The organism is Streptomyces sp. SCA2-17 (genome assembly GCF_044336695.1).
Map to the genome: position 1 here is coordinate 1,675,541 of NZ_CP117521.1, position 12,259 is coordinate 1,687,799.

General features: G+C 69.9%; 11 protein-coding genes. 4 read left to right on the forward strand and 7 right to left on the reverse strand.

What is annotated here, in order from left to right:
• Positions 1 to 92 precede the first annotated feature (92 nt).
• From PS271_RS07490 to PS271_RS07510, 5 genes are all read right to left on the reverse strand, one after another.
• Positions 93 to 1,250 carry a DUF475 domain-containing protein gene (locus PS271_RS07490; protein ID WP_398381206.1) on the reverse strand — a complete coding sequence of 386 codons (1,158 nt, stop codon included), beginning with the start codon at positions 1,248 to 1,250 and terminating at the stop codon, positions 93 to 95.
• Positions 1,251 to 1,299: 49 nt separating this feature from the next.
• Positions 1,300 to 1,875 (reverse strand): TerD family protein, encoded by a 576-nt coding sequence (locus PS271_RS07495; protein WP_235490417.1) that lies wholly within the window; start codon positions 1,873 to 1,875, stop codon positions 1,300 to 1,302.
• Between the two features lie 121 nt (positions 1,876 to 1,996).
• On the reverse strand, positions 1,997 to 2,572 hold the full coding sequence (locus PS271_RS07500; protein ID WP_030369882.1) for a TerD family protein: 576 nt from the start codon (positions 2,570 to 2,572) through the stop codon (positions 1,997 to 1,999).
• Between the two features lie 137 nt (positions 2,573 to 2,709).
• Positions 2,710 to 3,168, reverse strand: coding sequence for a peroxiredoxin (locus tag PS271_RS07505; protein ID WP_120754446.1), 459 nt, complete (start codon positions 3,166 to 3,168; stop codon positions 2,710 to 2,712).
• Between the two features lie 167 nt (positions 3,169 to 3,335).
• Complete coding sequence (locus tag PS271_RS07510; protein ID WP_398381207.1) at positions 3,336 to 3,758, reverse strand: DUF3052 domain-containing protein; 423 nt, start codon at positions 3,756 to 3,758, stop codon at positions 3,336 to 3,338.
• Positions 3,759 to 4,237: 479 nt separating this feature from the next.
• On the opposite strand from PS271_RS07510, the gene aceE reads away from it, so the two are divergent.
• A complete protein-coding gene (gene aceE / locus PS271_RS07515; RefSeq protein ID WP_398381208.1) occupies positions 4,238 to 6,970 on the forward strand; it encodes a pyruvate dehydrogenase (acetyl-transferring), homodimeric type in 2,733 nt (910 codons plus the stop codon).
• A 114-nt stretch (positions 6,971 to 7,084) separates the two neighbouring features.
• Here the strand turns inward: aceE and PS271_RS07520 are convergent, their stop codons facing one another.
• Both PS271_RS07520 and PS271_RS07525 read right to left on the reverse strand, forming a co-directional pair.
• Positions 7,085 to 7,468, reverse strand: a complete 384-nt coding sequence (locus PS271_RS07520; protein ID WP_398381209.1) for a peptidase inhibitor family I36 protein — start codon at positions 7,466 to 7,468, stop codon at positions 7,085 to 7,087.
• A gap of 114 nt (positions 7,469 to 7,582) precedes the next feature.
• Positions 7,583 to 9,175, reverse strand: a complete 1,593-nt coding sequence (locus PS271_RS07525) for an MFS transporter (protein WP_398381210.1) — start codon at positions 9,173 to 9,175, stop codon at positions 7,583 to 7,585.
• Positions 9,176 to 9,288: 113 nt separating this feature from the next.
• Here PS271_RS07525 and PS271_RS07530 point away from each other — a divergent pair, with 113 nt between their 5' ends.
• The 3 genes from PS271_RS07530 (at position 9,289) to PS271_RS07540 (ending at position 12,246) form a co-directional block, all read left to right on the forward strand.
• The gene (locus PS271_RS07530; RefSeq protein ID WP_398381211.1) at positions 9,289 to 9,951 is read left to right on the forward strand and encodes a TetR/AcrR family transcriptional regulator; all 663 of its coding nucleotides are present in this window, start codon (positions 9,289 to 9,291) and stop codon (positions 9,949 to 9,951) included.
• A 98-nt stretch (positions 9,952 to 10,049) separates the two neighbouring features.
• On the forward strand, positions 10,050 to 11,270 hold the full coding sequence (locus PS271_RS07535) for an alpha/beta hydrolase (protein WP_398381212.1): 1,221 nt from the start codon (positions 10,050 to 10,052) through the stop codon (positions 11,268 to 11,270).
• 115 nt (positions 11,271 to 11,385) lie between these two features.
• Entirely contained in the window at positions 11,386 to 12,246 is an 861-nt protein-coding gene (locus PS271_RS07540; RefSeq protein WP_398381213.1) for a DUF4429 domain-containing protein, read from the forward strand.
• Positions 12,247 to 12,259: the final 13 nt, after the last annotated feature.

Sequence of the window (12,259 nt, forward strand, 5' to 3'; positions counted from 1 at the left end):
TCCGGCACACTTTCCCGCTCAACTGCCGCGGGGCGGCCGTGAGGTGAGCCTCACGACCGCCCCGCTGAGAGCGTTCCTCAAATGTGCCAGGGTCACACCCCGGAAGTGACCTCCGCCTTGCTGCCGGAGCCGTCCCCGTCCGCCGCCTCCTTGCGGTTGCGCACCACCGAGGACATGAACGAGAGCCCGATGAGGACCACGCCGATGAGGCCGGTGACGACCTCGGGGATCTCGTACTTGATGGTGATCAGCAGGATGACGGCGAGGGCGCCGATCGCGTAGTGCGCGCCGTGCTCCAGATAGACGTAGTCGTCCAGGGTCCCCTTGCGGACGAGGAAGACCGTCAGGGAACGGATGTACATGGCGCCGATGCCCAGACCGAGGGCCATCACGAAGATGTCGTTGGTGATGGCGAAGGCGCCGATGACACCGTCGAAGGAGAAGGACGCGTCGATGACCTCCAGGTAGAGGAACATGAAGAACGCGGCCTTGCCGGCGAGGCCGACGACCGAGCCGGTGCCCTTCTTCGCGGCGGCGGGCGCCGCGTCCTCCATCCCGGCCTCGCCCTCTTCGTCCTCTTCCGCCTCTTCGAGGCGGTTCTCGAAGAACTCGGAGACGCCGCCGACGATCAGATACGTGATCAGACCGCCGATTCCGGCGAGCAGGACCGTGGTGGCCTTGTCGATCGTGCCCTCACCGTCGTGCACCGGCACGGCGGTGGCGAAGGTGGTGGCGGCGATGACGAGGACGACCAGGGAGACGACGACGGAGAGGGTGTCCAGCTTGCCGAGCTTGGCGAGCGGCTTCTCCAGCCAGGCGAGCCACTTGATGTCCCGGTCCTCGAAGATGAAGTCCAGGAAGATCATCAGCAGGAACATGCCGCCGAAGGCGGCGATGGCCGGGTGGGCGCTGGTGACGAGGGCTTCGTAGCGGTCGTGGTCCTGAATCGCGACCCTGACCGCCTCGATCGGACCCAGCTTCGCCGTGATGGCGACGATGACGACCGGGAAGACGAGCCTCATGCCGAAGACGGCGATGAGGATGCCCACGGTCAGGAACATCTTCTGCCAGAACGGGTTCATCTTCCGGAGGATTCCGGCGTTGATGACCGCGTTGTCGAACGAGAGCGAGATCTCGAGGACGGACAGTATCGCGACGATCGCGAGCCCCTGCCACCCCCAGAGGACACCGGCCAGGGCCAGTCCGGCCGCCGTGATGGCGAACGACCAACCAAAGGTTTTCAGGAGCACTGGCTACCCAATCCTTCGTTATGGGGTTTCCCCCGCGCCGTGCGCGGCTTTACGAAACGTTGACCCCGAAGTCTAGGGCGATGCCGCGCAGACCTGATGCGTACCCCTGGCCTACCGCCCGGAACTTCCACTCGCCCCCGTAGCGGTAGACCTCGCCGAAGATCATCGCGGTTTCGCTGGAGGCGTCCTCGCTGAGGTCGTAGCGGGCGAGCTCGGATCCGTCGGCCTGGTTGACGACGCGGATGTAGGCGTTGCTGACCTGGCCGAAGCTCTGGCCGCGGACGTCGGCGTCGTGGATGCTCACCGGGAAGACGATCTTGTCGCAGGCGGCGGGGACCTGGGTCAGGTCGACCAGGATCGTCTCGTCGTCGCCGTCGCCCTCACCGGTGAGATTGTCGCCGGTGTGTTCGACGGAGCCCTCGGGGCTCTTGAGGTTGTTGTAGAAGACGAAGTACTCGTCGCCGAGCACACGGCCCGTGGCGCACAGCAGGGCGCTGGCGTCGAGGTCGAAGGGGGCTCCGGTGGTGGAGCGCGCGTCCCAGCCGAGACCGACGGTCACATTGGTGAGGTTGGGTGCGGCCTTGGAGAGGGAGACATTGCCTCCCTTGGCGAGCGTGACGCCCATGATCTTGTTTCCTCCCCGAGTCGAGATCCGGCGCCCGGGACTTGCTGCGGGGCGCCGGTGCGCGTCCGGCGCCGCACTCCCGGGAGGGGGTGCGGCGCCGGACGCGGGCGGCCTGTCCTGGTCAGACGTTGACGCCGAAGTCCTGGGCGATACCGCGCAGGCCCGAGGCGTAGCCCTGGCCGATGGCGCGGAACTTCCACTCGGCGCCGTGGCGGTAGAGCTCGCCGAAGACCATGGCGGTCTCGGTCGAGGCGTCCTCGCTGAGGTCGTAGCGGGCCAGCTCGGTGTTGTCGGCCTGGTTCACGACGCGGATGTAGGCGTTGCGGACCTGGCCGAAGCTCTGCTGGCGCGACTCGGCCTCGTAGATCGAGACCGGGAACACGATCTTGGCGACGTCGGCGGGCACACCGGCCAGGTTGACCTTGATGACCTCGTCGTCGCCCTCGCCCTCACCGGTGAGGTTGTCACCCTGGTGCTCGACGGAGCCGTCGGGGCTCTTGAGGTTGTTGAAGAAGACGAAGTTCTGGTCGTTGGCGACCTTGCCCTGGTCGTTCGTCAGCAGCGCGCTGGCGTCCAGGTCGAAGTCCGTACCGGTGGTGGTACGGGCGTCCCAGCCGAGACCGACGATGACCGCGGTCAGGTTCGGGGCCGCCTTGGTCAGCGAGACGTTGCCGCCCTTGCTGAGACTGACTCCCACGAGTCCTCCATAGGTTTCGAGGGGGGCGCGGAGGCCTCGCCTCTCACCTGCGCCCCCGGTTGTGCGATGGCAACCGGTCAACGTCTGGATCCTAGTGACCGGTTCCCGCCGATGGCATGGTTCTCGGCGCGGCCGGCTCAGAGCGCGGCGAGCGCCTTGGTGTACTCGTCCAGGTCGCGCGCGTCGGGCAGGCCGTTGACGACCGTCCAGCGCACGACGCCTTCCTTGTCGATGATGAAGGTGCCGCGCACGGCGCAGCCCTTCTCCTCGTCGAAGACGCCGTATTCACGGCTGACGTTGCCGTGCGGCCAGAAGTCGGAGAGCAGCGGGTAGGTGAGGCCCTCCTGCTCGGCGAAGACGCGCAGGGAGAACGGGGCGTCGTTGGAGACGGCCAGCAGCTGCACGTCGTCGTTGACGAACTTCGGCAGCTCGTCGCGCAGGGCGCACAGCTCGCCGGTGCACACGCCGGTGAAGGCGAAGGGGTAGAAGAGCAGGACGACGTTCTTCTCACCACGGAAGTCGGAGAGCCGGACGGTCTCGCCGTGCTGGTTCTTCAGCTCGAAGTCCGGAGCCTTGGTGCCGACCTCGATCGCCATGTTCGAAATCCTTCTCTCGGCGGGGCCGGCCCCGGAGCCGTGCCCGGCCCCGGCCACCGGCGGGTAGGCCGCCAGTGTGTCACTGCGGGTGCCGGGGGACGCACGGAGCCCCCCGGGCAGCGTGCTGCCGGGGGGCTCGGTGCGGGTGTCGGGGCGCCTGCCCTGGGCTAGCGCTTGGGTGCGGCCAGCCGGGTGCCGCTCCAGTCCTTCGCCACGCTGATGCTCTTGGTCTGGGAGAGACCGGCGGTCTGCGATGCGTCCTGGATGTCGCTCGGCTCGATGTAGCCGTCGCGGCCGGTCTTGGGCGTCAGCAGCCAGATGTTGCCGCCGTCCTCAAGCAGGCCGATGGCGTCCACCAGCGCGTCCGTGAGGTCTCCGTCCTCATCCCGGAACCACAGCAGGACGACGTCGGCCACGTCGTCATATTCCTCGTCGACGAGGTCCTGGCCGATGAGGGACTCAATACCTTCACGGAGATCATGATCGACGTCGTCGTCGTAGCCGATCTCCTGGACCACCTGTCCGGGCTCGAAACCCAGCCTTCCGGCCGGATTGGTCCGCTCCTCCGCGTGGTCCGCGGTCGCGCTCACGGATTTCCTCCTGTCATCCTTCGAGACGTTGCACTCGGCTCGCGCGTACGCGAAACGATGGGCGTAGTCCACACGTGACGGACGGATCGCGCAAGTACCCGGCCATCGAGACCGCCGAAACGTTGACGGACGCGGACGTCCTGTGGCAACTCCAACCCTGCAACACGAGGGGCGAGTGATTCACAACACAGAACTTTGCCCCATTTGCGAAGTTACTCCATGTGATTCCCCGCAGCGACCCCGAACAGCCGTACACGGGGAACCCCCTTTGGGGGCGTAAGGTTGCGATTTGGCCGCCCCGGGCGACCAACAAACGCTGCTTCGTCTCACCCGTGGTGGTTACCGCCCAGTAGAGATGACGTTTCCGCCGCCGCGGTCCACGATGGGAGCCGGCGCCAGATAAGCAGCCCCATATTTGACCGCGTGCGCAGCAACATCGCGTGCAGAGCACGACCACGACCGAACAGCGAAGGAACAGCGTGGCTTCCGGATCCGATCGCAACCCGATCATCATTGGCGGCCTTCCCAGCCAGGTCCCGGACTTCGATCCCGAAGAGACCCAGGAGTGGCTCGACTCGCTCGACGCAGCCGTCGATGAGCGAGGCCGGGAACGTGCCCGCTACCTCATGCTTCGCCTGATCGAGCGGGCTCGCGAGAAGCGCGTCGCCGTGCCCGAGATGCGCAGCACGGACTACGTCAACACCATCGCGACCAAGGACGAGCCGTTCTTCCCCGGCAACGAGGAGATCGAGCGCAAGGTCCTGAACGCGACCCGCTGGAACGCAGCGGTGATGGTCTCCCGGGCGCAGCGCCCGGGCATCGGCGTCGGCGGCCACATCGCCACCTTCGCCTCCTCCGCCTCGCTGTACGACGTGGGCTTCAACCACTTCTTCCGCGGCAAGGACGAGGGCGACGGCGGCGACCAGATCTTCTTCCAGGGCCACGCCTCGCCGGGCATCTACGCCCGCGCGTTCCTCCTGGACCGGCTCTCCGAGCAGCACCTGGACTCGTTCCGCCAGGAGAAGTCCAAGGCCCCCTACGGCCTGTCCAGCTACCCGCACCCGCGGCTGATGCCGGACTTCTGGGAGTTCCCGACCGTCTCGATGGGCCTCGGCCCCCTCGGCGCGATCTACCAGGCCCGCATGAACCGCTACATGGAGGCGCGCGGCATCGCCGACACCTCCAAGTCGCACGTCTGGGCGTTCCTGGGCGACGGCGAGATGGACGAGCCGGAGTCGCTCGGCCAGCTGTCCATCGCCGCCCGTGAGGGTCTGGACAACCTGACCTTCGTCGTCAACTGCAACCTGCAGCGTCTCGACGGCCCGGTGCGCGGCAACGGCAAGGTCATGCAGGAGCTGGAGTCGCAGTTCCGCGGCGCCGGCTGGAACGTGATCAAGCTGGTGTGGGACCGCTCCTGGGACCCGCTGCTGGCGCAGGACCGGGACGGCGTCCTGGTCAACAAGCTCAACAGCACCCCGGACGGCCAGTTCCAGACGTACGCCACCGAGACCGGTGCGTACATCCGTGACCACTTCTTCGGCGACGACCACCGTCTCCGCAAGATGGTCGAGGGCATGACCGACGACCAGATCCTGCACTTGGGCCGTGGCGGTCACGACCACAAGAAGATCTTCGCGGCGTACGCGGCGGCCAAGGCGCACAAGGGCCAGCCGACCGTGATCCTGGCGCAGACCGTCAAGGGCTGGACCCTGGGTCCGAACTTCGAGGGCCGCAACGCGACCCACCAGATGAAGAAGCTCACGGTCGAGGACCTCAAGCGCTTCCGCGACCGTCTCCACATCCCGATCGCCGACAAGGAGCTGGAGTCCGGCCTGCCGCCGTACTACCACCCGGGTCGCGACTCGGAGGAGATCCAGTACATGCACGACCGCCGCAACGCGCTCGGCGGTTACGTGCCGACGCGTGTCGACCGGTCGAAGCCGCTGGCCCTGCCGGACGACAAGGCCTATGCGACCGCCAAGAAGGGCTCGGGCCAGCAGTCGATCGCCACCACCATGGCGTTCGTCCGCATCCTGAAGGACCTCATGCGGGACAAGGAGATCGGCAAGCGCTTCGTGCTGATCGCCCCCGACGAGTACCGCACCTTCGGTATGGACGCGTTCTTCCCGTCGGCCAAGATCTACAACCCGCTCGGCCAGCAGTACGAGTCCGTGGACCGCGAGCTGCTGCTCGCGTACAAGGAGTCGCCGACCGGCCAGATGCTGCACGACGGCATCTCCGAGGCGGGCTGCACGGCCTCGCTGATCGCGGCGGGCTCCGCCTACGCGACGCACGGCGAGCCGCTGATCCCGGTCTACGTCTTCTACTCGATGTTCGGCTTCCAGCGCACGGGCGACCAGTTCTGGCAGATGGCCGACCAGCTGTCGCGCGGCTTCGTGCTCGGCGCCACCGCGGGTCGCACCACGCTGACCGGTGAGGGCCTCCAGCACGCTGACGGCCACTCGCAGCTGCTGGCGTCGACCAACCCGGGCGTCGTCTCCTACGACCCCGCGTTCGGCTTCGAGATGGCGCACATCGTCAAGGACGGTCTGCGGAGGATGTACGGCGAGAACGCCGAGAACGTCTTCTACTACCTGACCGTCTACAACGAGCCGATCCAGCACCCGGCCGAGCCGGCGGACGTGGACGCCGAGGGCATCCTCAAGGGTCTGTACCGCTTCGCGCAGGGTGAGAAGGGCTCGATCCCGGCCCAGATCCTCGCCTCCGGCGTGGCGGTGCCGTGGGCCATCGAGGCCCAGAAGATCCTCGCCGAGGAGTGGGACGTCAAGGCGGACGTCTGGTCGGCCACCTCCTGGAACGAGCTCCGCAAGGACGCCGTCGAGGCCGAGGAGCACAACCTCCTGCACCCGGAGGAGGAGCTCCGCGTTCCGTACGTGACGCAGAAGCTCCAGGGCGCCGAGGGTCCCTTCGTGGCCGTCTCGGACTGGATGCGTGCCGTGCCGGACCAGATCTCGCGCTGGGTGCCGGGTGCGTACCAGTCGCTGGGCGCGGACGGCTTCGGCTTCGCCGACACGCGTGGCGCGGCCCGTCGCTTCTTCCACATCGACGCCCAGTCGATCGTCCTGGCCGTGCTCACCGAGCTCGCCAAGCAGGGGAAGGTCGACCGCTCCGTGCTGAAGCAGGCGGTGGACCGCTACCAGCTGCTGGACGTCACGGCGGCCGACCCGGGCGCCGCGGGCGGCGACGCGTAGTCGCTCGCGCTCGGCGGTCACCCGCTTCATCCCTCACGGCGCCCCCCGGGCCGGCATCGCCGGCCCGGGGGGCGCCGTGGTGTTTGGATTTCTGGCCGGCTGCGGACCCGGCGCTCAGTGCTCCCACACTTTGTACGCCCGTACGACATACGGGATCTCCGGAGCCCACGTCCCCGACGGGTACGTGGTGAACTCACCCGTCTCCCCGCACGTAGCGCTCTGATACGCAGTAACAGGGCGCCCCGTGCGGTTGGCGAGGGACGTCGCGCTGCCGCCCGCCGGTAAGGTCACGCAGTCCTCGATGCCGATGTCCGCGAGCTCGCTCGTGCTGCGCGTCCCGTGGAAGTCGGTCTTCGTCCACAGGCACAGCTGCCCGGCGGCGCAGGGGCCGAGCCGCCCCTTGCCCGCCGCGGCCGCCGCACCGGCCGTGGGCGCGCAGAGCAGGGCCAGCGCGGCGGACGCGGCCACGGCGGCGGCGACGGTGCGGATCCTACGCATGAGCATCACTCCCTGTGTCGATGGCGTTGCACACCGCATCCTGACGGGAGTGACGGACGCTGCCAAGAGGGCCCCGCGGTGCGGGGCCCTGATAGGGGAAGGCGCGCGTCCGGGTCAGAGGTGGGCCGCGCCGGCGGCCGCCTCGGGGTTCGATCCGCGCTTGGTGAACAGCGCCACCACGGCGGCGCAGGCCGCGACGACGCCCGCGACGGTGAAGGACAGGCTCATCCCTGACACGAAAGTGTCATGCGCGATGTCCGTGATCTTCTCCGCCAGCTCCGGCGGCGCCCCGGGCGGCACCGGGGCCACGCCGACCGCGACGGCGTCCGCCGCCCCGGCCGCCTGCTGCGGCGTCCCGGCGGGCAGCCCCGTCTCCGCCCACTTGCCGGGCAGGGTGTCGTCGACGCGGGCGGCCATGACGGCGCCGAGGACGGCCGTTCCGAGCGAGCCGCCCACCTGCATGGCGGCCTGCTGGAGGCCGCCCGCGACGCCGGCGTGCTCCAGCGGGGCGTTGCCGACGATGACTTCGGTGGCACCGACCATGACCGGGGCGAGGCCGAGGCCGAAGAGGGCGAACCACACCGACATCACGCCCGTGCCGGAGCCGGGTTCGAGGCGGGCCATGCCGAAGCAGGCGACGGTGGTCAGCAGCATGCCCACGACCAGCGGGATCCGCGGCCCCACGCGGGTGATGAGCGCGCCCGCGGCGGGCGAGCCGACGATCATCATGCCGGTGAGCGGCAGCAGGTGCAGGCCCGAGTCGACCGGGCTCATGCCGTGCACGTTCTGCAAGTAGAAGGTGACGAAGAACAGGCCGCCGATGAAGGCGAAGGCCATCAGCAGCATCAGGACGGTGCCGGCGGTCAGCGGCACGGAGCGGAAGAGCCGCAGCGGCAGCAGCGGTTCGCGGGCCCTGGCCTCCCAGAAGGCGAAGAGGGCGAGGGCGAGGACCGCGCCCGCGAGGAACAGCAGGGTCTTCGCGTCGCCCCAGCCCCAGTCGCGGGCCTTGATCAGCGCCCAGACGAGGCAGAACATCCCGGCCGAGAGCAGGACGATGCCGGGGAGGTCGAAGGAGCGCGGGGCGTGGGCGGCCCGGTGGTCCCGGAGGATGACGAGGCCGAGGACGAGCGCGATGACGCCGACGGGCACGTTGATGAAGAACACCGACTGCCAGTTGACGTGTTCGACGAGGACGCCGCCGAGGATGGGGCCGCCGGCGGTGGAGGCGCCGATCACCATGCCCCAGATGCCGACGGCCATGTTGAGCTTCCCGGCCGGGAAGGTGGCGCGCAGCAGGCCGAGCGCGGCCGGCATCAGCAGCGCGCCGCACAGGCCCTGGAGGACCCGGAAGACGACGACGGCCGACACGCTGCCGGAGAGCGCGATGGCTCCGGAGGCGACGGCGAAGCCGGTGGTACCTATGAGGAAGGTCAGCCGGTGACCGAACCGGTCACCCAGCTTGCCCGCGGTGATGAGCGCGACCGCGAGGGCGAGGAGGTAGCTGTTGGTTATCCACTGGACATCGGCGAGCGAGGCGTGGAGGTCATCCCGGATCACGGGATTCGCGACGGCGACGATCGTGCCGTCGAGCGCGACCATCATCACGCCTATCGCCACGGTAACGAGGGTCAGCCAGGGGTGGCCGCGGAGCCCCTTGGGGGAACCGAGGTCCGGCTGCGCCTCGGCGACAGCGGTCTGAGACGTCATGCCGAGAATTATGTCAGTGCCTGCCAATTGGCTGCACGCGCCATGAGCGGGTGTCTGCCATATCGCCGGATCGCTATCCTGAGCAGCACAAACGTGGCGGAGGAGAAAAGTCCATGCAGGCGATCGAGGGTGCGGCGGCCCGCCCGGCGGCCCCGTCCGGGCTGCGCGAGCGCAAGAAGCGGCGCACGCGGGACACCCTGATCCGGTCCGCCCTGGAGCTGTTCTCCCGCAAGGGTTACGAGCGCACCACCGTCGACGAGATCGCCGAGGCCGCGGAGGTCTCCCAGCGCACCTTCTTCCGTTACTTCGCGAACAAGGAGGAGGTCGCGCTGGCGATGCAGAGCGCCGTCGACGCCCTCTTCCTGGGCGCGCTGCGCTCGCGGCCCGCCGCCGAGGCCCCGCTGCCCGCCCTGCGCGAAGCCGTCCTCGACACGTGGGACGGCGCGCGCGGCGTCATCGAGGCGGTCGTGCCGCTGGAGCTGCACATGCGCACGTACGGGCTGATCGAGTCGACGCCCCAGCTGCTGGCGGCGCGGCTGCGGTCGCTGTCGGAGGTGGAGGAGGGGCTGGCCCTGGAGATCGCGCGGCGCGAGGGGCTGGATCCGCACACCGACCCCCGGCCGCACGTCCTGGTGGCCGCGTTCGGCGGGGTGATGCGCGTCACCACCCGGGCCTGGGGAGAGCGCGGCGAGGGCGGCCTGGACGATCTTCGCGAGCTCACCGTGGCCTATCTGGACCAGCTGGGCCCGGCATTGGCGGAAAACTGGCGCACTTGATCGAGAAGACCACGCTTGTGCTCAATTCCCCCCACTCAAACGTGAGATAGCTCACGGACTCCGCAGTCGCCGCCGGGTTTCTCCTAGGGTGTTTCGCGGTGACTTCCTTCCCTGAGCTCGGCTCCCCCTCCTCCGTACCGTGGACGACCACGGCCACCGTGTGGCGCGCACTGCTCGCCCTGGCCGTGGTCTTCGTGATGCTCGGCACGACCGGCTGGACGGCCGTCAGAAGCCACAAGGCGGCCGGGGACGCCCGTACGGTCTCGCTCAGCGCCTGGCTGCACGGCTCCATGGCGGGCCGGCCGCTGCCGGCTCCCGGGGCCAGCTCCGACGCCGTGGCCCGCTTCTTCGCCGGCCTCACCGGCGCCCAGCGCACCCAGCTCGCCGACGAGTACCCCCTCGTCGTCGGCAACCTCAACGGCGCCCCGCCCGCCCTGCGCTACCGCGCCAACCGCGCCGCCCTCGACCAGGCCCGCGCGGCCGAGAAGCGCCGCAGCCACGCGAGCGGCCTCAGCCCCGTGGGCCGCCGGGAAGCGCTGCGCCGCATGCACCGCTTCGAATCCCTGCGGCAGGACGGGCGGCAGATCCTCGCCTTCGATCCCACCGGCGACGGCCGGGTCGCCGAGGTCATCGGCGACCTCGACCGGGCCCAGCGGGTCTCCGTCGTCGTCCCCGGCGTCGACACCAACCTGCTCACCTTCGAGAAGTCCCAGCGCGCCTACAGCGCCCCCGTCGGCATGGCCCGCTCCCTCTACGACGCCGAGCGCAAGGCCGCCCCCGGCACGCGTACGGCCGTCATCGCCTGGGCCGACTACACCTCGCCCGCCGGCGTCGGCATGGACGCCGCCACCGGCAAGCTCGCCGCCGAGGGCGCGCTGCGGCTGCGTGCCGCGGTCCGCGCCCTGCCCGGCGACTCGCGGGTCGCCCTCGTCTGCCACAGCTACGGCTCGGTGGTGTGCGGCGTCGCCGCGCGCGAGCTGTCCCCGCGCGTGACCGACGTCGCCGTCGCCGGCAGCCCCGGAATGCGCGCCGAGCACGTCTCCGAACTGCGGACCAGCGCCCGGATATGGGCCATGCGCGACCCGGACGACTGGATCCAGGGCGTGCCCCACCTGGAGGTCGGCGGCCTGGGCCACGGCGCCGACCCCGTCTCGCAGGGCTTCGGTGCGCGCGTGCTGTCCGCCCGCGGCGCGGAGGGCCACGCCGGCTACTTCGAGCCCGGCACGACCAGCCTCGCCAACTTCGCGGGCATCGGCGTCGGCGCCCCCGCGACGGTGGCGTGCGCGGACGGAAACGCGACTTGCGCCGAAGGCGCGTAGCGGCACGTTCCGGCCTCGGTGCCCCCGTGAGCCAAGCCGTCCGTACCGGCAACGCGCGTAGCTCCCCGGTGCCCGTAGGGGGACGCGCGGGCGGGCGGCGCATACGATGACGGGCATGGGTGATGTGCTGACGGGTTTCCACACCGTCTGGGAGTTCGACACCGACTCCGTGCTCATCCGCTTCGAACGGGGGATCCGCACGCCGAAGCTGCTCCAGGCGCTCGGTGAGCGACGCATCCCCTACGAAGCGCTCGCGGCCGTCGAACTGGCCCCGGGGAAGCGCGGGACGGTGGTGCTGCGCGCGGTGCCGAGACCGGGCGCCGATCCGCTGATGGACGTCGCCGACGGCCAGCTCAAGGAGAGCACCGACCCGTACCGGCTGGTGCTGCCCGAGCAGCGCGACGCCCTCGCCGAGTACTACGCCGACGAGATACGGGCCGCCCTCGGCCCGGACGCGGCCGATCCCGCCCAGCGCCCGCTCGTCGCGGCGCCCCCTCCCCCGCCGTCCTTCAAGGCCTACGACGGCAAGGCCTCCTTCGACGGCCGGTCCGTGGCCTTCCGCTGGTTCTGGACGGGAGCCTCGTCCGCCAAGTGGAAGGCCGGCGACCAGCGGTTCGCCGTCGAGGAGCTCTCAGGCGTCGAGTGGCGCTCCCCCGAGATCGCCGGCGGCTATCTGCGGCTCGTGCCGCGCGGCGGCGAGGACCGGCCGCCGGGCCAGGCCGACCAGGATCCGGCGGCCGTCGTCTTCGGCATGGGCTACGGCCTGCTGCACGAGTCGCTGCCCTTCGGCGCGGCCGTCCTCGAAGCCGTCCGCGCCGCGGCCCCCAGCGCGCCGGCCGCGCGCGTGCCGGCCGCCCGCCCGGACCCGGGCGGCATCGCCGACCGCATCCGCCACCTGGGCGCGCTGCACGAGGCGGGGCTCCTGACCGACGACGAGTTCAGCGCGAAGAAGGCCCAGCTCCTGGCCGAGCTGTGACCCGCCCCGCCTC